At 45.0% G+C, this 20,611-nt stretch carries 13 protein-coding genes and 8 tRNA genes; 16 read left to right on the top strand and 5 right to left on the bottom strand.

Annotated elements, in window-relative coordinates:
* Positions 1-56: 56 nt before the first annotated feature.
* Positions 57-133 (bottom strand) — tRNA-Met (locus tag Q4Q54_RS18010).
* Positions 134-390: 257 nt separating this feature from the next.
* Here Q4Q54_RS18010 and rlmKL point away from each other — a divergent pair.
* The 5 genes from rlmKL to rmf all read left to right on the top strand — a co-directional run bounded on the left by rlmKL (position 391) and on the right by rmf (position 6,922).
* Positions 391-2,520, top strand: coding sequence for a bifunctional 23S rRNA (guanine(2069)-N(7))-methyltransferase RlmK/23S rRNA (guanine(2445)-N(2))-methyltransferase RlmL (gene rlmKL / locus Q4Q54_RS18005; RefSeq protein WP_311989175.1), 2,130 nt, complete (start codon positions 391-393; stop codon positions 2,518-2,520).
* Positions 2,513-2,767 (top strand): glutaredoxin family protein, encoded by a 255-nt coding sequence (locus Q4Q54_RS18000; RefSeq protein ID WP_106650811.1) that lies wholly within the window; start codon positions 2,513-2,515, stop codon positions 2,765-2,767. Before rlmKL ends, Q4Q54_RS18000 begins: the two co-directional genes overlap by 8 nt.
* 1 nt (position 2,768) lies before the next feature.
* Positions 2,769-4,694 (top strand): ABC transporter ATP-binding protein, encoded by a 1,926-nt coding sequence (locus Q4Q54_RS17995; protein ID WP_311989174.1) that lies wholly within the window; start codon positions 2,769-2,771, stop codon positions 4,692-4,694.
* A gap of 28 nt (positions 4,695-4,722) precedes the next feature.
* Positions 4,723-6,558 carry a DUF3466 family protein gene (locus Q4Q54_RS17990; protein WP_311989173.1) on the top strand — a complete coding sequence of 612 codons (1,836 nt, stop codon included), beginning with the start codon at positions 4,723-4,725 and terminating at the stop codon, positions 6,556-6,558.
* Between the two features lie 187 nt (positions 6,559-6,745).
* Positions 6,746-6,922: a ribosome modulation factor gene (gene rmf, locus Q4Q54_RS17985; RefSeq protein WP_006082074.1), complete on the top strand. Its 177-nt coding sequence runs from the start codon at positions 6,746-6,748 to the stop codon at positions 6,920-6,922.
* Between the two features lie 123 nt (positions 6,923-7,045).
* Here the strand turns inward: rmf and fabA are convergent, their stop codons facing one another.
* Both fabA and Q4Q54_RS17975 read right to left on the bottom strand, forming a co-directional pair.
* Entirely contained in the window at positions 7,046-7,561 is a 516-nt protein-coding gene (fabA, locus tag Q4Q54_RS17980) for a bifunctional 3-hydroxydecanoyl-ACP dehydratase/trans-2-decenoyl-ACP isomerase (RefSeq protein WP_028759638.1), read from the bottom strand.
* 74 nt (positions 7,562-7,635) lie between these two features.
* Positions 7,636-9,369: an AAA family ATPase gene (locus Q4Q54_RS17975; protein WP_311989172.1), complete on the bottom strand. Its 1,734-nt coding sequence runs from the start codon at positions 9,367-9,369 to the stop codon at positions 7,636-7,638.
* A gap of 221 nt (positions 9,370-9,590) precedes the next feature.
* Here Q4Q54_RS17975 and Q4Q54_RS17970 point away from each other — a divergent pair.
* The 11 genes from Q4Q54_RS17970 to Q4Q54_RS17920 all read left to right on the top strand — a co-directional run bounded on the left by Q4Q54_RS17970 (position 9,591) and on the right by Q4Q54_RS17920 (position 17,060).
* Positions 9,591-9,681: transfer RNA gene (locus Q4Q54_RS17970), tRNA-Ser, on the top strand.
* Between the two features lie 462 nt (positions 9,682-10,143).
* Positions 10,144-12,141, top strand: coding sequence for a methyl-accepting chemotaxis protein (locus Q4Q54_RS17965; protein WP_107947983.1), 1,998 nt, complete (start codon positions 10,144-10,146; stop codon positions 12,139-12,141).
* Between the two features lie 190 nt (positions 12,142-12,331).
* A tRNA-Ser gene (locus Q4Q54_RS17960) sits at positions 12,332-12,422 on the top strand.
* Positions 12,423-12,630: 208 nt separating this feature from the next.
* A tRNA-Ser gene (locus Q4Q54_RS17955) sits at positions 12,631-12,721 on the top strand.
* Positions 12,722-13,109: 388 nt separating this feature from the next.
* Entirely contained in the window at positions 13,110-13,754 is a 645-nt protein-coding gene (uvrY, locus tag Q4Q54_RS17950; protein ID WP_006082070.1) for a UvrY/SirA/GacA family response regulator transcription factor, read from the top strand.
* A gap of 103 nt (positions 13,755-13,857) precedes the next feature.
* The gene (gene uvrC / locus Q4Q54_RS17945; protein WP_261273546.1) at positions 13,858-15,687 is read left to right on the top strand and encodes an excinuclease ABC subunit UvrC; all 1,830 of its coding nucleotides are present in this window, start codon (positions 13,858-13,860) and stop codon (positions 15,685-15,687) included.
* A gap of 47 nt (positions 15,688-15,734) precedes the next feature.
* Positions 15,735-16,283, top strand: a complete 549-nt coding sequence (gene pgsA, locus Q4Q54_RS17940; protein WP_006082068.1) for a CDP-diacylglycerol--glycerol-3-phosphate 3-phosphatidyltransferase — start codon at positions 15,735-15,737, stop codon at positions 16,281-16,283.
* 220 nt (positions 16,284-16,503) lie between these two features.
* Positions 16,504-16,579 (top strand) — tRNA-Gly (locus Q4Q54_RS17935).
* 44 nt (positions 16,580-16,623) lie between these two features.
* Positions 16,624-16,697, top strand: a tRNA-Cys gene (locus Q4Q54_RS17930).
* Positions 16,698-16,746: 49 nt separating this feature from the next.
* A tRNA-Leu gene (locus tag Q4Q54_RS17925) sits at positions 16,747-16,833 on the top strand.
* A gap of 140 nt (positions 16,834-16,973) precedes the next feature.
* Positions 16,974-17,060, top strand: a tRNA-Leu gene (locus Q4Q54_RS17920).
* Between the two features lie 567 nt (positions 17,061-17,627).
* Here the strand turns inward: Q4Q54_RS17920 and Q4Q54_RS17915 are convergent.
* Together Q4Q54_RS17915 and pepE are read right to left on the bottom strand one after the other, a co-directional pair.
* Positions 17,628-19,217 carry a glucan biosynthesis protein G gene (locus Q4Q54_RS17915; RefSeq protein ID WP_311989171.1) on the bottom strand — a complete coding sequence of 530 codons (1,590 nt, stop codon included), beginning with the start codon at positions 19,215-19,217 and terminating at the stop codon, positions 17,628-17,630.
* Between the two features lie 527 nt (positions 19,218-19,744).
* On the bottom strand, positions 19,745-20,458 hold the full coding sequence (gene pepE, locus Q4Q54_RS17910) for a dipeptidase PepE (protein ID WP_311989170.1): 714 nt from the start codon (positions 20,456-20,458) through the stop codon (positions 19,745-19,747).
* Between the last annotated feature and the right edge of the window lie 153 nt (positions 20,459-20,611).

Below are 20,611 nucleotides of genomic sequence, written 5' to 3'. Positions count from 1 at the left end.
CTGCTCCATCCCGCGTCCGATATCTATCTGTTTTACTTTACTATTTTGCTTTAAATTGGTTGCGGGAGCCGGATTTGAACCGACGACCTTCGGGTTATGAGCCCGACGAGCTACCATGCTGCTCCATCCCGCGTCCGTCTTCAAAGCGGGGCAGACTATAACGGCAGTGCCCTTGCAATGCAAGGACGAAGATTGAAAAAGGTGGTGAACGCTTAAATATAAAGCGGGATGGGCGGCATTCATACGATTTACGTATAAGTTGGGGATTTTTCGTCAATTATCTTAGGCCAAGACAGTGACTAAATGGGGCTTTGGCTAATAACTGTTTATCTTTTATGTATCCGAGCAGGTATAATGTCGCTTTGATTTTGACTGCGTACTGATTATCCCATGCTTAATTTTTTTGCCGCCGCCCCTAAGGGCTTTGAATATAGCTTAGCCCAAGAGCTGACAGAATTTGGTGCGACTGAAGTAAAAGAGAGTGTTGCTGGTGTGTATTTCACGGCCTCCTTAACTTTAGCGTATCGCATTACTTTATGGACACGCTTAGCCAGCCGCATTGTGTTGGTTATCTATAAAGGAAGCTGCGAGTCGGCAGAACAACTCTATAATGCAGCTTATTGTGTTGATTGGCCGGCACACTTTTCCAATAAAAGCACTTTTAGTATCGATTTCCATGGTACGGGTGGTTTTCTTAATAATACCCAGTTTGGCGCCTTGAAGATTAAGGATGCGATTGTCGATCGTTTCCGCGACGATGATATTGAGCGTCCGAATGTGTCTCGCGTTGATGCTGAATTTAAAGTCGATGCGCATTTCCGTAATGGCGTGATCACGATTGCGATGAACTTCTCGGGTCCATCGCTTCATCAACGTGGCTATCGTTCGACCACAGGTGAAGCGCCATTGAAGGAAAACTTAGCCGCTAACATGCTCGTACGCAGTGGCTGGCAAGCGGCGCCTTCGACCTTGCTCGATCCTTTCTGTGGTAGCGGTACAGTGCTGATTGAAGCGGCGTTAATGGCAGCCGATATTGCCCCTGGTCTGCAACGTAGTCGTTTTGGTTTTGAACATTGGCGTCGCCATGATAAAGCTGTGTGGCAAGAAATCGTTGAAGAAGCGAAAGCGCGTGCTTCATTAGGCGTGAAACGTTGCGATATTAAATTCTACGGTTCTGATATCGATTCGCGCTTAGTCGCGTTAGCGAAACGTAACGCCGAAAATGCCGGTGTACTGGAGTTAATCGAGTTTCAAGTTGCGGATGCTTTAACGATAGCGCCGCCTGCGGAAAGCGGCTATTTGATTACTAACCCACCTTATGGTGAGCGTTTAGGCAATGTGTCTGAGTTATTGCAGCTTTACTATCAGCTGGGCGACAAGTTTAAGAAAGAGTTTGGCGGCTGGAAAGTGGCCATGCTGTGTAGTGATATCGAACTGGTGTCATCGCTAAAGCTTAAAGCCGATAAACAAATGAAGATGTTTAACGGCGCGCTTGAATGTGCTTTTAACATCTATACCTTACATGCCAACAGTACTCGCCGTGATACGCCAGTGCTACCAGATGGCGTCGACATTGCTGATATTGCCCCCGCTTTTGCTAACCGCGTTAAGAAGAATGCCAAGTTATTAGAGAAATGGGCGAAGAAAGAAGGCATCGACAGCTATCGTATTTACGATGCCGACATTCCTGAATATAACGTCGCAGTTGATAAGTATTTAGATTACGTGATTATTCAAGAGTATATGGCGCCAGCGACCATACCTGAAGCCGTGACTAAACGTCGTTTAAGCGATGTGTTATTAGCACTGCCATCGGCCATTGGCATCAATCCGAACAAGATGATCATGAAAACCCGTGAGCGTCAAAAGGGCACGAGTCAATATCAAAAGCTGGATGAGCGTAAGTTAGAGCTTATTACCACCGAATATGGCGCTAAGTTCAAGTTGAACTTAACCGGTTATTTGGATACTGGTTTGTTCCTCGATCACAGATTGACACGTCGTTTAGTCGGTCAAAAGTCTAAAGGTCGCCGCGTACTGAACTTGTTCTCTTACACAGGTTCTGCTTCTGTGCACGCAGCGCTAGGTGGTGCTAAGTCGGTAACGACAGTTGATATGTCCAATACTTATATCGCTTGGGCGAAGGACAACTTTGCCCTCAATGGCCTGCAAGGTAAGCAATATGAGTTTGTTCAATCTGACTGCATGCAGTGGATCCGTGATTGTAATGAACAGTACGATTTAATCTTTATTGATCCGCCAACCTTCTCAAATTCTAAGCGCATGGAAGATTCGTTTGATGTGCAACGGGACCATGTGAATTTATTGGCATCCTTAGTGAAACTGCTCAGCCCATCGGGCGAGCTCGTGTTCTCTAACAATAAACGTAAGTTTAAGATGGACATAGAGATGCTGACAAAGATGAACATTAATGTGAAGAACATTGATGATGTGACTTTACCTATGGACTACAAACGCAATCCACATATCCATAATACTTGGCTTATCACCCATGCCTGAGTTGACTCAAGCAGAATTAGATAACAGGCCTTATCTGCTATATCACACAGATGGCTGCCATCTGTGTGAACTTGCCGCGGCGTTATTGGACGCGGCTGATATTGGTTATCGGGCCATAGATATATGTGACGATGAATACCTCGCGCAGCGTTACGGCGTATCGATCCCTGTGCTTAAAGCTTGGGATGATAGAGAGTTACATTGGCCATTTAACGCAACGCAATTACAAGAGTTTACAGGAGCTTAGTTTGAGTCTGGTTCGTATCAATAGTGGCTCTTTAGCCTATGGTTACACTCCGTTGTTACAAAAAGCGGATTTTACTATTCAACGCGGCGAGCGCGTGTGTATTGTTGGCCGTAACGGAGCTGGCAAGTCGAGTTTATTAAAAATCTTATCCGGCGATGTGTTGTTGGACGAAGGTGAGTTCAACATCGCTGGTAATGTGACCGTGAGTCGTCTACAGCAAGATCCACCTAAAGCTGAGCAAGGTACGGTATACGCGTATATTGCGGCAGGGTTAAAGGAAGTGGGTGAGGCGCTTGAGCGTTATCATCAACTGTCCCACGATGTCGCCCATGCCTCGCCTGAGCAAATGGATCGTATGCTGAATGAGATGCAAGGTCTGCAAGAAACCTTAGATCATTATAATGGTTGGCAGCTCGATTCGCGCATTCAACAAAACTGCGAATTATTAGGACTCGATCCTGATAAATCCTTGAGCGAGTTATCCGGTGGTTGGCAGCGTAAAGTGGCGTTAGCCAGAGCACTGGTCAGCGAGCCTGATCTCTTGTTACTCGATGAACCAACCAACCATTTAGATATAGACACCATTGAGTGGCTTGAAAAGTTCTTACTCGATTATCAAGGCGCTATCGTCTTTATCAGTCACGATAGGGGCTTTATTGCCCGTATGGCGACGCGAATTGTCGATTTAGACCGTGGTGTCGTGACCTCATGGCCTGGCAACTATCAAATGTACCTTGATGGTAAGCAAGAATGGCTGCGGGTTGAAGCTGAAAAAAATGCCTTGTTTGACAAACGTCTCGCCGATGAAGAAGTGTGGATCCGTCAGGGCGTTAAAGCTAGACGAACCCGTAATGAAGGCCGAGTGCGTGCGCTAAAAGCTCTACGTGAAGAGCGAAGTGAGCGGTTAAACCGTCAAGGCAATGCTAAGATGGCGGTATCGGATACCGAACGCTCTGGTAAGTTAGTGTTTGATGTAACCGATCTTAACTTCAATCTGCCCGATAAAAATTTGGTTAAAAACTTTAATACCACAGTGATCCGCGGTGACCGCATTGCGCTGATTGGCCCGAATGGTTGTGGAAAATCAACCTTGATCAAGCTGTTAATCGAAAAGCTGCAACCGCAATCGGGCGAAATTAAAGTCGGTACTAAGCTTGAAATCGCTTATTTCGACCAATATCGTGAAGCCTTAGATCCTGAGCAAACCGTTGAAGATAACGTTGGCGAAGGTAAAAAAACCATCACGATTAATGGCCAAGACCGCCATATATTAAGTTATTTGCAGGACTTCTTGTTCTCACCTATGCGTGCCAGAACCCCAGTGAAAGCGCTGTCGGGTGGTGAAAAAAACCGTCTGTTACTGGCTAAGCTCTTAATTCGCCCTGCAAACTTAATCATACTCGACGAACCGACCAACGATCTTGATATTGAGACCCTAGAATTGTTAGAGTCGCTGCTAACTGAATATCAAGGCACGCTTTTGTTGGTGAGCCATGATAGGGCATTTATCGATAATACCGTCACCAGTAGTTGGTGGTATGCGGGTAATGGCCATTGGAGCGAATATGTTGGTGGTTATCAAGACGCAGTGAATCAGGGGGCAAAGTTTTATTCTGAGGAACCTAGTTCGCAAAAGGCGGTCGAAGCTCCAGCGGTTGAAACGAAAGCCGTTGAAGTTAAGGCTGCAGAACCTGCGAAAGCGGTAAAAAAGCTGTCTTATAAGTTACAGCGTGAGTTAGAGTCGTTACCCACTGTGATGGAGCAATTAGAGGCCGATATTCTTGCATTGCAGACCACCATTGGGCATTCAGACTTTTATAGTCAGGCGCAGGATAAAGTTAATCTGGTATTGAGCCAGTTGGCGGATAAAGAAAAGCAATTGGAAGTTTGCTTCGAGCGTTGGGAAGAGCTTGAGTCACTGAAGTAAACCAATAATAAAAATGGGAATAGAATTAATGAAGTCAAAGTTGGATAAAGCCCTTTCCTTGGTTGCCCTAGGTGTCCTTGGTGTATTAAACAGTGCCCATGCTGCACCTGTCTATGAAATCGTTAATATCGATAATTTTGATCTGCAAGGTACCCTTGAAGGTACTCGTAGTGGTTATGCCTTAGGTGTGAATGGCAATGATGAATTAGTCGGTATTTCAAAGGGCAAGAAAAAACTCAGCAGTTCAGATGTTGAAGGTGGCGTTATTGATGTTGCCGATGGTATCGCGCCAGAAGAAACTATTACGTATTCGATAGATAAAGCCATCATTGCTAACAACTTTGCCTTTGTTGCTAAGGAAAATGACGAAACATCTAACCCTTGGTTACCTACCTTTGACAGCATTAATGGCACTAAACCGCCAAGTGATACTGCAGTGATTAACTCTGTTGATACCTTTTATTACGGTATTAACGATGCAGGCATTAAAGTGGGCAGCATGACTGCACCTGAAAAGAAAATAGAGAATACAGCAACTACTGATGTCGCTGATGATTACTGGTATTACCGTGATTATGAGTTCCGCGGTGTCGCGAAATCCGGCCAAACAGAAATTTCTTTACCGCCGCCTTATACTAAATTTGTTAATGCTGACAATACTAAAACAGCTGAGTTAGGTGGATGGTCGGCGGCAACAGCCATTAATAACAATAATTTAGTAGCGGGTTATGTTAGTACCGATATCAGTAAATATGGTAGCGATCGTGTCAATTATTGTTTAGGTACAGATAATACTTTGCCGTTGGATGTTTGCGTACAACGCGAGCAATACCCAAATAGTACTGGTACACGTAATATTCAGTATCAGACTCGTGGCTATGTATGGCAAATCGACAACAATGTTGCCACAGGCACTGAGTTACCTTTAGGCCTAACGCCTGCGACTGACAATACCTTGACCTTTACCGCTCAAGCATTGGGTTTGAATGATAATGGTGTCGTAGTGGGTCGCTCACATGTTTATCGTGGTGGTGACACCAATAATTTGCGTCAAGATGCAGCTTATTGGGCTAAAGATACTGAAGGTAAATACCAATACCATTGGATCCCTATGGTCGATTCGATTTCTAGCTCTATTGCCTATGACATCAACGATAGTGGTATTCTTGTCGGTAGTTATCGCAGCTATATTCAAGGTTATTTGCGCGACAAGTTTTTCTATTTTGATACGAATCAAGCTGATGCAACAATAGTAACCCCGAATGATTTCGCCGCTTCTACAACGGATCTTTCGAGTAAACCGAAGAGTATCAACAATAAAGGCCAAGTTGTAGGTTATATTGAGACAACATACGATAAAGAAAAACCCCGTCCTAAAGCCGGTTTCCTGTATGAGAAATCAACTGGTGAGTTTAGCAATCTTAATAAGTTGTTGACCTGCGAATCTAAAGGCTATGAAAAAGCCAGCGATGGTAGCTGGGCACGTCATCAAGTCGAAGTTCAAGATGGCTCGGGTAAAGTGCTTCAATATAACGCCGATATTTTAGTTGTTGAAGGTACAAGTATTAATGAGAATGGTGCGATTGTTGGTACAGCTTTCATTCGTAAACCTTCTTATCAATTTGATGCTAATGGCAATGTAGTTATCGGTGAAAATGGAATGCCATTATTTGAACTTAATGGTAATGGTGATCCTGTTACAGCATATGTTCCGCGTATGGTCGTGTTAAAACCGGCCTCTAGCGGTGAAGCTTGTACTGTTGATGACAACACTGATACTGGCAATTACGAACGTCAAGGTGCAGCAACCCTAGCTTGGTTATTTGCCTTGCCATTAGTGTGGTTCCGTCGTCGAATTCGTTAAATTTTAAGCTTCAATTCAGACTTAAAAAATCGAGGCAAAATGCCTCGATTTTTTTTAATCATGATCTCAATAGTTTAATAAATAGTCGATAAAATGGACGATTTTTTGATTGATCTTGGCGTCAAAAAGCACTATTCCTATGTGTGAAGCTTTTGCTTCTATTTTATGTAGAACAGAGGACGCTTGCATGAAAAGACAAAAACGAGATCGTTTAGACAGAGCTTTTTCAAAAGGATTCCAAGCTGGGGTTGGTGGACGCTCTAAGGAGCTCTGTCCATATGCAAATCTTGATTCGCGATCGCAGTGGTTAGGTGGTTGGCGTGAAGGTGTGGATGGCCGAGTTAATGGGCTGTTTAATAAATAATTGAGTTTTACCTCATTAATTAAATAGCCCAGAATAAGTAAAGTAATGCAGCATATTGCCCTCAGATGAGGGCATTTTTATATCTGCAGTACTTATATCTTCAGTGTTTTGGAGTAAGGCGGATTAGAATGTAGAGGTATCGCTAAAGACACCGACTTTAAGATCGGTTGCACTGTAGATCTGACGGCCATCCACTTCAAGAATTGCATCGGCAATGCCCATTACCAGTTTACGGTGAATAGTACGCTTGATATTGAGCTTGTAAGTGACTTTCTTCGCGCCAGGTAATACTTGGCCAGTAAACTTCACTTCACCGACACCTAGTGCACGCCCTTTACCTTCAGCGCCTTCCCAGCCTAAATAGAAGCCAACGAGCTGCCACATGGCATCTAGGCCTAAACAGCCTGGCATCACAGGATCGGTTATGAAGTGGCAGTCGAAAAACCATAAGTCTGGATTAATATCGAGTTCAGCGACAATTTCACCTTTGCCAAACTCACCGCCATTATCATTGATAGTGACGATTCTATCTATCATCAGCATGTTATCGACAGGTAGACGAGGTGAGTTTGGACCAAATAATTTCCCATGGCCACAGGCGATGAGTTCTTCTTTATTGAAACTGTTTGCTTTATTCATTGTTTTACTACTCCAGCAATAAGAGCCGCCAAGATTAGCGAACACGTGTAAGCTAAACAACTCCGATCAGCTAATTAGCGGCGAAAAAATCCCAATTTTGCGAGTAATCTCGTGATTAGGCCGATTTCCTCCTCCCCATTTCCCGCGAGCTTGTCTAATCGTTCCTGCACGAGACCATATAGTGAATCATGTGGGAAATCATTATCTTCATCGGCAACACCCGCTGGCATTTGCATTAATAGCTCAACCGCTTGGTCCATATGCTCAATGGCATAGATGTGAAACAGGCCTTTGCCTACAGCTGTAATCACTTTGGGATTGAGATTAAGCTGTAATACGTTTGACTTGGGCATAATAACGCCTTGTTCTCCCGTAAGTCCGCGGCGTTCACACAGATTAAAAAAGCCTTCAATCTTCTCGTTGATGCCGCCAATCGCTTGCACATTACCAAATTGATCCAATGCGCCGGTAATCGCCAGTGATTGAATAATGGGTTGTTCGGCAATCGCTGACATCAAACAGCAGTACTCTGCGAGTGATGCACTATCGCCATCAATTTCTTGATAGGATTGTTCGAAAACGATATTGGCATTCAGGTGTAATGGCGCATCTCGTCCAAAGATACGGTACAAACAGGCTGAAAGGATCATCATGCCTTTGGCATGTATATTCCCGCCAAGTTCAGATTTTCTTTCAATATCGGCTACTTCACCATCACCGTAGTGAACTGATGCCGTGATACGCGCTGGTTCACCATAGCTATAATCGATAGCATCAATCACAGTTAAGCCATTGATCTGGCCAACCATAGCACCCGAAGTTGGCAGATTTATGAAATTGTCATCGAAGCTCTGGCCCGAATATTCTTCCGAACTGTTATGACGATAGTTGGCTTGGGTTAACGCGTGCTCAATACTGCTTGCATTGATGCTCGTTTTACCACGATAGGCTTTAGCTTGCATCATGAGCTGGGCGAACTCGAGCATAGATAAACTGAGACGAAGTTGATGTTCGGTTAACCGTGCACTATAGCGAAAGAGTGGCGCTAAACTGGATTGTTCAAGCGTGACATCCACACTTTGGGCAACTGCTTGCAGCCATGAGACGTATTGTGACTCTTTATAACGGACCAAGTCGATTTCGCTGGCAAGCTCCGCTAACAGGGTAAAGTGACGTTGAAATTGCCAATCCTCAGTTCTGACTTGGCTATAAATCATCCCAGCACCAACCAGAACTATCTTACAGTTCAATGGAATAGGACTTAAGTTACTGCTAATTTGATATTCTTTATGGGTGAGGATTTGCATCACTAACTCCCATAAACCCTCACGTTTCCACAGCGACTCGGCGCAAATAAACACATAATGGCATTGAGCTAGGGCACCAGCTTGATACTGACTCGTTGTTCCTGTTTGCGCCATACGGCCAATTAAATCTGCACGGCGAATATTGCCACTCAGGTAGCGATAGTGAGTTGTTTTCTCGGCAATACTTCCTTGATTTTCCTGCGGCTTATCGGACTGCCACTGAAATGTTACCGCCTTATCAATCGGACATGTCGCCACTAAATACGCAGGGGACAAAGGTGCAAGGCTATCGATACAGGCTTGGATCATTAACTGGCGGTCAATGCTCGGGAAATCGGCCAGATACAAGTGTTGATCGACAATAGCTTGGTGGAGTTTAAACGCGTCCACAGTGCGCTCTTGCCCTAAGAGCAATGCGCTTAGATTGGCAGCCGTTTCGGAAAGGGTTGGCAGGCTAAATTCAGGTGCGAGTGAAGACGTGGGTATCAAGAGTGAATTCATATAAGCATTTACCGTGAAAAGTTACAGTGATTTTACCATACCAAGACGACAAGTCTCACACTGTATAGGTGTTTTTACGTCTGTTTGCCCGATTATTCGTTAAAACGGGTGATGTATTTGCCGTAAAAAACACCTGAGTGGATATAAGTTGAGCATTTGATTCGAGAATTAAAAATTGAGGTTTACAAGCTAGCGGTATGCTTATATTATTTTCGGCGTTCGGAGGGGTGGCAGAGTGGTTTAATGCACCGGTCTTGAAAACCGGCGTGGGTTTATAGCCCACCCAGGGTTCAAATCCCTGCTCCTCCGCCATATTTAGTCAAAATGCCGCTAAGCAATTAGCTGCATTTTGCATTTATACAGTTTGAACCCTTGGGTTCCTGATTTTAAGCGCAGCTCCTGCGCCATATTCACGAGAAAGGCCATCAGCAATGATGGCCTTTTTTGTTTGTATGATTTGAACCAAGGTTCCTCATTCTAAGCGCAGCTCCTGCGCCATATTCAGGAGATAGGCTATCAGCAAGGGTGGCCTTTTTTGTTTGTGCAATTTGAATCCCATGTTTTCATTCAAAGCTGCGTTACTGTGGCTGATTAGCGGCATTTTAGTCCGCTCTTTCTATTTATGGTCTACACTCAAATCCGTGGCCAACTTAATGGTTTTTATGGCCTTTAAAATTTGCACTAGGATGGTGCGACGTATGATTCTCGACAATCTTGGATCATACGGCCGAGCAATTCTCCCATCTGGGTGACTTATTTTAAGTAGAGAAAGCTATGTGGTTACCAACACGTATTTCGCAGCGTCTCACTATGGGCAGCATAGTACTGCTTTTACTGACCGGACTCGCCGTTTTTGGTGTGATGTCACTGAGGGGGCAACCTAGAGTAGTGGCGGCGAGTCAGGAGCTAATTGAGCAAACCGGTAGCAGTATCGTGAGGCAACTCGCACTTAAGCTTGCCAGCATTGAGGGTATTACTTTAAGCCTTGCACGCCTTGCAGAAGTGCTACCCCACGAGCAAGCTCTTTATCTTAATTCCTTACCTAATCTAATTGATAACAATGGCGATCTCACTATTGCAGGCGGTGGGATCTGGCCAGAGCCAGATAAATTTGTCGCTGGAAGCACCCGCCACAGTTTTTTCTGGGCCCGTGGTAGCGATAATTTGCTGGCTTATTCAGATGACTATAATGCGCAATCTGGCCCTGGCTATCACAATGATCCTTGGTATACAGGGGCACGCACAAGTTCTGTATCCCAGTGCCTATGGTCTGAAGCCTATCAGGATACCGTGACGAAAGTGGCTATGGTGACATGCAGTGTGCCATATCGTCTGACGGGGACATTTGCCGGGGTCGCAACAATAGATTTAAAACTTGATGATTTAGCTAAATTTCTAACAGAACATGGCAATGTAACTGACGGCTATGCTTTTGCTTTAGATCAAGCGGGTAATATCTTGCATTTTCCTGAAGCGAATAAGTCCGACACTATGCTGCGCTTTACCGATCTCGTCGGGCAGTTACCTTGGCTTGCCCCCGTTGAAGCTGCACTTAAGCAAACCTCAATCAATAATGTTATTTCTGTGAGTTTAGATAAGGATGGAAGACTCAATCAGGCGAGCGAGGTAAGCCTTTTTGTGATGCCTGATACCGGATGGGTGATTGGTCTTGTGACGCCAAAGACCCGAGTTACAGGGCTTGCCCGTGAGCTGACCTTTGATATTTTGTTGTTTTTATTACCCTTGCTCGCCATTTTACTTTATTTGGCGTGGTTGTCGGGTAAAAAACTGTTGGCGCAACTTGAAGAAACCACAGATCAAATTGCTTCCCTTGGGAGCGGTAATTTGGGTGCCAATGTCGAGCTGCAAATTCAGCGGGATGATGAAATTGGCGCTTTGCGTCGAGCTGTAAATACCTATGCGGGTACACTGAGGGCAATGCTAGATTTGATCACCCAAGAGGCGAAGAAAGTTCAGTTTGAGGCAACGCAATTAAGTGGTCTCAGCCATAGGTTAGCCCAACGTGCAGAACAGCAGCGTCTTGAGAGTGCGCAACTCGCCGCGGCGATAACACAAATGTCGTCAAGCGCGATGGAAGTGGCGAATAACACTAACGATTGTGCTGCAACGGCGCAATCCTCTTTAATTGTGGTGCGGGAAGGGCAAACCCGAGTGTCATCCAGCAATGCCTCGATTGAGGCATTAGCGGGGGAGATCGCCAATGCGACCAAGGTGATATCCCAGTTGGCTCAAGATAGCCAGAAAGTGGGCGCCGTATTGGATGTGATCAAGGCGATTTCAGAGCAAACTAATCTGTTAGCGTTAAATGCGGCAATAGAAGCGGCAAGGGCGGGGGAACAGGGTCGCGGCTTTGCGGTTGTTGCCGATGAAGTGCGAACTCTTGCTGGTCGTACTCAAGATTCCGCCAATGAAATCAGTACCATGATTAATGCTTTGCAATCAGCATCTCGGCTTGCGGTACAAGCGATGCAAACGGGCGAGTCCCGCACTGTCCACGCAGTTGCTGAGGCTGAGGGAGCGGCCAGTTCTCTATCGAGTACTGTACAAAGTTTCGATGATATTTCGCAGCGAGCCCAGCAAATTGCTTTAGCTGCTCAGCAACAAAGCCAAGTGACTCAGGAGATCAATGAGTTGGCGGTGAGGATTAATAGCATTAGTGAAGATAACTCACTTGATGCGACCGCACTCGATGCGTTAAGCCTTGAAATGCAGAAACTATCCGACCGTTTAATCAATATTAATCGAGCTTAAGTCTAATATCCTGATAAAAAGTTATGTAGTGGATCGCCTTGTTAGTGGCGCTTTAACTGACCGGAAATTCAAAGCATAAGTCGAATTATGCGATTTTTTAAGCAAATTGGATGTAGATTGACCATGTGGATTGCTATTTTAAATTAAGAGTTTACAGCGGAGTAGGAGATAGCTATTATCTCGCTCGTTCGGAGGGGTGGCAGAGTGGTTTAATGCACCGGTCTTGAAAACCGGCGTGGGTTTATAGCCCACCCAGGGTTCAAATCCCTGCTCCTCCGCCATATTTTACGAGAAAGGCCATCAGTAATGATGGCCTTTTTTGTTCGTGCAATTTGAACCAAGGTTTCTCACTCTAAGCCACAAGTTTTCTGTTTTTACTTTGAAACACGTTTTTTAATCAAAAATTGAATTTGAAATAACCAATTAACACGATTAAGTATAAATTTAAGTTTACAGTGGCAGTCGAGATCGCTATTATCTCGCTCGTTCGGAGGGGTGGCAGAGTGGTTTAATGCACCGGTCTTGAAAACCGGCGTGGGTTTATAGCCCACCCAGGGTTCAAATCCCTGCTCCTCCGCCATATTTAGTTAAAATGCCGCTAAGCAATTAGCGGCATTTTGCATTTACATCGTTTGAACCCTTGGGTTGCTGATTTGAAGCGCAGCTCCTACGCTATATTCACGAAACAGGCCATCAGTAATGATGGCCTTTTTTGTTTGTGCTGTACTACCGATCCAACAAGCATTTAGGCTGATAGCGCTTTGTGTATTGCTTCGTTTTTAAACGCTTTTTATTGGTATGCTATTCTGGAATCCTTTCTTTAAATATCATCTAGTTAACAATGTTGAATTTATGCTTTGCGAAATGGGGTTGTTGGGCTAAATTAGCCTTATGAACTCGTTATCCGTTTGCTGTGTTGCTTTATTTAACGCACGGAACGAGCTGAAAATAGTAAAAGGTGGATAAAGTTGATTTCGATATATTTGGTTGACGATCATGAGCTTGTGAGAACTGGGATCCGCCGCATCTTGGAAGATGAACGTGGGATCAAAGTGGTGGGCGAAGCCCCTGATGGTGAGACTGCGGTGCAGTGGGCTCGCCAAAACGAAGCCGATGTGATCTTAATGGACATGAATATGCCTGGGATGGGCGGACTGGAAGCCACTCGAAAAATTCTGCGTTATCAACCCCATGCTAAAATTATTGTGTTGACTGTGCACACGGAAGATCCATTCCCGAGCAAGGTCATGCAGGCTGGCGCTTCGGGTTATTTGACGAAAGGGGCGACGCCGCCGGAAGTATTGCAGGCAATACGTCAGGTGTCTCGCGGCCAGCGTTATTTATCCCCTGAAATTGCCCAACAGATGGCGCTGAGTCAGTTTAATCCCGCCGATGAAAACCCGTTTAAGTCTTTGTCTGAACGTGAGTTACAGATCATGTTGATGATCACCAACGGCGAGAAGGTAAACGATATTTCTGAGCAGTTGAACTTAAGCCCTAAAACCGTTAACAGCTACCGTTACCGCCTATTTGCCAAACTGGGGATCAGTGGTGATGTCGAGCTAACGCGGTTAGCTATTCGCTATAAGATGTTGGATGCTGGCCATTTTTAATGGAAAGTGGATTGCGTTGGTCGATGACTTTAATCTAGCGAGTTCTTGGGTTATATGTTCCTATGTTGTCTGTGTTAAGTCTGCAAAACTGTGGGTGTAAATGATGTCGAATGAATTTAACGCCCAAAGTTTTTTACGTACGGTTTCATCCTCCGCTGGGGTTTATCGCATGTATGACGTCAAGAATGACGTCATTTATGTGGGTAAAGCCAAAGATCTCAAAAAACGGCTTACCTCGTATTTTCGTAAAAACCTCGCTAATGTTAAGACCCAAGCCTTAGTCTCGCATATTCACCATATTGATGTGACGCTGACCCACAGCGAAACCGATGCGCTGTTGCTTGAGAATGATTACATCAAGCAATACATGCCAAAATACAATGTGTTATTGCGTGATGACAAATCTTATCCTTACATACTGTTAAGCCAGCACGAACACCCAAGGCTCGCTTATCATCGTGGTCCGCAGCGGGAAAAAGGCCACTATTTTGGCCCTTATCCTAACGGCGGCGCCGTGCGTGAAAGCCTGCATTTAATGCAGAAGCTGTTTCCAATTCGTCAATGTGACGACCTTTACTACAAGTCTCGCTCACGCCCTTGTTTGCAATATCAACTTTCCCGTTGTAGCGCGCCCTGTGTGGGAAAAGTCAGCAACGCTGATTACGATGAGCAAGTGAAACTCGCCAGCCTGTTTTTAAAGGGCAAAGATCAGCAAGTGATCAGCGCCTTGGTTGACAAAATGGAGCTTGCAGCCGAGCGACAAGCCTATGAGCAAGCTGCACGATTTCGCGATCAGATCATGGCGCTGCGTAAAGTCGCCGAACAACAGGAAGTATCGAATAATAAAGGCGATATGGATGTCATCGGTGTGCATTATTCGTCGGGCATCGCCTGTTTCCATTTGCTGTTTATCCGCGAGGGTAAAATCTTTGGCAGTCGCAGCTATTATCCTTCCGTACCCGCCCAAACCGATATGGACGAAGTGCTGCGCTCTTTCATCCTGCAGTTTTATTTAAATGCGGATATTCAACGCACGATCCCAAAGGAAGTGGTGATTAGCCACAACTTTGAAGAATTACATGAACTTGAAGCGGCGGTTTCTGAGGCGTTAGATAAAAAGTTTTCGATTAAGACCAATGTACGCGCCGACAGGGCAAGCTTCTTACGGTTAGCAGTGACCAATGCGACGAATGCCGTAGTTACGCGCTTGTCCCATAAAAATACGGTCGAACAGCGTTTTGTGTTACTCGAAGAAATCCTTGAATTGAGTGGGCCTATCCAGCGGATGGAATGTTTCGATATCAGTCATACCATGGGGGAGAGCACAGTTGCCTCCTGTGTGGTGTTTAATCGAGAAGGGCCGCATAAAGGCGAATATCGTCGTTATAACATCGAGGGTATTACGCCGGGCGATGATTACGCGGCGATGAAGCAAGCGGTCAGCCGACGTTTCGATAAGATTGAAGCAGGCGGTAAAATCCCTGACATTCTGTTTATCGATGGTGGACTTGGGCAGTTGCGTATCGCCCAGAAGATAGTGGATGAAAAGTTTGTCCATTTAGATAAAGCACCGCAGCTCATTGGGGTGGCGAAAGGCGAGGGCCGTAAACCTGGGCTCGAAACCTTAATTTTAGGGGATACAGAAACTAGCTTTTCCCTCGAAGGTGATTCGCCTGCGTTGCACCTTATTCAACATATTCGCGATGAGTCCCATCGATTCGCGATAACAGGCCATCGTAATCGTCGCCAGAAAACCCGCAATACTTCCACATTGGAATCTATTCCAGGAATTGGCCCTAAACGCCGTAAAGCTTTGTTACAGCATTTAGGTGGGTTGCAAGAAGTGAAAGGGGCAAGTGTGGCGGAATTAGTCAAAGTACCAGGGATCAGCATAGAAATGGCACAAACCATTCATGATGCATTGCGAGGGTGATAAAATTAAGGCAAGATTGGCGCTGCTTTTGACTAACTGGTTTGATCATGCCGTTTAACTTACCTATAGCATTAACTCTTTTCAGGCTTTTTTTACTGCCCATCTTTGTGGTGCTGTTTTATTTACCCTACGACTGGACCCCTTTTGTTGCCGCCTTTACCTTTTGGCTCGCGGCGTTAACGGATGCATTAGATGGTTATGCTGCCCGTAAATTGAAGCAATTAACCCGTTTTGGTGCTTTCCTCGATCCAGTCGCTGACAAGTTGATGGTGATCACAGCCTTAGTGCTGTTAGTCGATCAATACGCCAATATCTGGCTGACGATGCCAGCTCTGTTTATGATAGGTCGCGAGATTGTCATTTCAGCGTTGAGAGAATGGATGGCTGAAATTGGTAAACGTGGCACTGTCGCCGTGTCTTGGATTGGTAAATATAAGACTGCCGCGCAAATGGTGGCGATTATTGGCCTGATTTGGCAATACAATCCTTTAATGACCAATGCCGCGTTTGTGCTGTTATATATCGCCGCAGTATTAACTTTTTGGTCAATGATGAGTTACATTTTAGCCGCTTGGAAAGATCTGACTGCTGAATAGTGCAATAAAAAATCAAAGAGATTATTTAGTGTGCAAGCAGTAAGTTATCGATAAAACAGCGGTTGACACTGGGTGGTAAATCGGTAGAATGCCACCCCGTAGACAAGAGACGATGTGAAAACAAAATCTTAACGCTACTGAATATTGAAATGTGATATTCGCTCAGTTGATAAGGTTAAATACGATACCTTACTTACTTGAGTAAATAGTAAAACAAAATGCGACATTAGCTCAGTTGGTAGAGCGATACCTTGCCAAGGTATAGGTCATCGGTTCGAACCCGATATGTCGCTCCAATATTCTTGAAGTCTGATTCTGGTTAATCCGAGTTAGCAACTATGGCGCGATGGCAGAATGGCTATGCTGCGGATTGCAAATCCGTCGATCTCGGTTCGACTCCGGGTCGCGCCTCCATAGATTAAGGTATTAATGACACGATTCCCGTCGTTAATATAAAGAGTTTGCCCGAGTGGTGGAATCGGTAGACACAAGGGATTTAAAATCCCTCGCTGGTAACAGCGTGCCAGTTCAAGTCTGGCCTCGGGTACCATTATTTTTGATGATAATGGTAAAAATAAAATCCTAAGCTTCAATAGGTTTTTATTAAAGATTTGATTGTTGTATTAAGCGTTAGATACATAGAGTTAATAATATTTATGACATGATTCCCGTCATTGATATTCAGAGTTTGCCCGAGTGGTGGAATCGGTAGACACAAGGGATTTAAAATCCCTCGCTGGTAACAGCGTGCCAGTTCAAGTCTGGCCTCGGGTACCAAAAAAGAAAAAGCCTCAACGAAAGTTGAGGCTTTTTTGCATCTGGACTCCTACTTTTTGTTATCATTTTTCATTATCTGTTTAAGGCCAAGCTTGACTGACACGTTAGGTGCGCAGTTTCCGATATAAGAGATGGTCATCAATGTGTTGGACTAGTCTCGCTAGCTTTAGTTAGCAGGGCTTCTTGCTGCGGGCTAGTCATGGGGCGGAGTGCTGAAAACCATTGCATCATGTAACAGCGGTACGTTTGAAGCTGATAGCATCAACTTGAAGCAAGCCAGTAGCTATGCTGATGTAACTCTTTGTGCAGAGAAGTCAGAGCGATAAGGCGTGAAATTATTTCGGCTGAAACGCAGGTCGTGAGTTTTTTGCTTTGGTTTAACCTATTTATGCTTGAGATAAACCTAGAAATAGAAAACCTATCAATAAAAATCTATCAATAACATCTATCGATAAAATCCTAGGCATAAAAAAGCGCCAGTAAAGACTGACGCTTTTATTAACCCTACCTTTTTATTAACGCTATAGGGTCGGTTTATGCTCGCTAAGCAAGGGAATTAATTGAGCTCTATTGCCAATCGTCGCTATTCCAGCGGTATAACCAAGTCGCTGCTAGGGGTTTATCGTCTTTCTTCAGCTGTAATCTCAGTTCGGCTACATTGGTGCTTTCTGGTTCGAAGCTGACAAATACCCGTGCACCATTGATGTCAGGGTGAGCAACAATCCGAGTTGACAGGATTTTTCCTTTGCTGATGCTGGCATCGATACTAATTTTATCAATATCTTGTGGCTTGATATTACTAAAGTCGACGAGTAACTCTTTACCCTTGCTGAGCACTTGCCCCTTCGAACTGCGGACCACTCGAGCCTTTGACGCGATTGAAGGGCTGTCGTTTGACGCTGTCATACGATAGGAATATTTATAGGGTTGATCTTTCTTCAGGCCGCCTTGCGGCTCCCAATAGGCGACTATGTTGTCGTTGGTTTCTGCACTCGATGGGATTTCAATCAACACTAGCTGGCCCTTGCCCCAATCATTGAGTGGCTCAACCCATGCGGAAGGACGAAGTTGATAGTTTGCACTCAGATCTTGATAGTCTTCGAACTTACGGTGGCGCTGGATCAGACCAAAACCTTTAATATCTTCATCGGCAAAGGCGCTGACTTGCAGTTTGTTGGGATTGTTTAATGGGCGCCATAGACGTTCGCCATTGCCGCGATCGATTTGCAAGCCGTCTGAGTTGTGTACTTCAGGGCGGTAATCGGGTTTATCCGAGTTATCTAATCCACCAAACAGGAACATAGAGGTCAGCGGTGCAAGGCCAACATGTTGAATATCTTTGCGTGGGAACAGGGTTACATCCACTTCGACACGTGATGGTGCGCCAGGGTAAATACCAAAACGGTAGGCACCCGTGACACTTTGGCTGTCGAGCAGGGCATGCACCACAATCGCCGTTTGGTATTTGGATGGTCGTTCAACCCAAAAACGCTTAAACAATGGATATTCTTCGCCTTTAGGTTGGGCGACATCTATTGCTAAACCGCGATTAGACAGGCCATAGGTTTGGCCTTTAGACAGTACGCGAAAGTAGCTCGCGCCTTGGAACATGATGAATTCATCTTTCATTTCATCGTCATTGATGGGGTAATGCAAACGCACGCCAGCATATTGACCTAATTGGGTGATGAGTTTTTCAATGGCGTCACTGGGCACATCGAACGAGGCCTCAGTGAGCTCTATCGGTATCGCTTTGCTGTTTTCGACCACGTCGATATCGACAAGGTTTTTATAGAGAAAACCCGGAGCAAAAAGCTGTACCGAAAATTTAGTGGGTGTACCGCCCCAAATCGCGGCATTTTCTTGATAATTGATTTTGCCATAGGTGGCAAAATCAAGATCGATCAGCTCTTTAGGCGCTTTCTTGGCTTCTTTAAATGGTTTTTGCGACAGCTGTTGCGCGATTTCGACTACAGTATCGTGGGTAAAATTTTTAGATTTTTTTTCTGGGGCAGGCGCAGGTGCTGCGGTTGTCTCTGCCGCTGCGGCATTGACGTTATTCATGCCGACGACGTAGACGATGGCGGTCAAGATGAAAAAAGGTAGTTTTTTGAGTAATGCCGGATAACCGGTAGGGTAATTCATCGTATGATTCATTCGCAAAATGGAAACTCCTTACTAAAATGACGCTGATTCATAGGCACAATATATGCTTCAGTCTATCTAATCCCTAAATATTAATAACTTGTCTGCTACAAAATCCTCAGTTGTGGGATCTGACTCGCTGAGGTGAGCGGTAATTTTACCTGTGTAGCAGGATATTTGTAACATAAATTATGATTAGTGCTATTTAGGTGCTGCTTTGGATACTTTACTGTGTTGTTTAGTTATCAATAACAGTAATTGCGAATGTGCTCGGCGGTAGTAATAGCTCAGTGGTAATAAAGAGTGTGGTGAAAACGCGCTTGGCTAAGTTAATTTAGCACTGATTCAATTGAGTGGCGTTGCTACAGAGCCGAGGCACCGTTAACGTTAGGATGGTAAGAAAACAGATAAGCGTATTAGGGCTCAAGCGATAGGAAGTCATAACTTAGGCTCACCGTTTTTCCTGTGAGCCTATTTAGATGCGCTATACGGCTGCTAGCTTGAATATTAGGGCTTGAGTAAATTAGGGCTTAAGTAAATTAGGCCTTGAGTAAGTGCGACAGATCGCTGCCCACAGGGATAGGGATTTCTTGCTGTTCTCCGCAGAACAAATATGCTGGCTGGTCACCTAAGAGTGAGAGTTTGTCTCCCTGACGCCACAGGGCTGAGCCTTCAACTATGCCGATCACTGGGGTTAATGGGTCGACTTTAGTGAACTCTAATAACCGCTGGGCACGGGTTTCACCGTTGTGGCCCGGTGCTTGGTAATTGGAATAATGCGGATTGAGCTGGAACGGCACTAAGTTTAATGCCTTGAACGATGGCGGCTCGATGATGGGCATATCATTCGTGGTGCGAATGCTCAGTCCCGATACGTTAGAACCCGCACTCCAGCCGATATAAGGTTTGCCAAGGGCAACTTGTTCACCAATTAGCGTAACCAGATCATAGCGATATAGTTGGTGCAACAAATGAAAGGTGTTACCGCCGCCGATTAAAATCCCGTCGGCATCTTTTATCGCTTGTTGAGGATCGGGATGCTGATGAATGCCACTGATATCGAGTTCAAGCTCACTTAATCCTGTCACTACAGACGCTAAATAAGTGTCATAACTCATGCTGACGCCAGCATAGGGGATAAAAATCCATTTTTGCGCCTTGGTGGTAAGCGGTTTAATAAAAGGGATCGCGTGGGCAAGATAAGGTGTATCACCGACACGAGAGCTGCTCAGTAGTAGGGCATTGATTGTCATTTTGTATCCTGAAATCTCGGAGTGTGCAGGCATGTTAACAAAGATTAATCCCGATAAACATAGAGAAATAAAGCAGAATTGCGCTGTAGCGCCGATAGCCGCTAGATTTAAGTTTCGATTAATATAGTGACCCTAGACTCTCGATCCATGAAA

Source organism: Shewanella sp. SP2S2-4 (assembly GCF_031932025.1).
In the GTDB taxonomy this organism is placed as follows: domain Bacteria; phylum Pseudomonadota; class Gammaproteobacteria; order Enterobacterales; family Shewanellaceae; genus Shewanella; species Shewanella baltica.
Note: the sequence above shows the minus strand (reverse complement) of the source record. Positions and strands in the feature narration are given on the sequence as shown.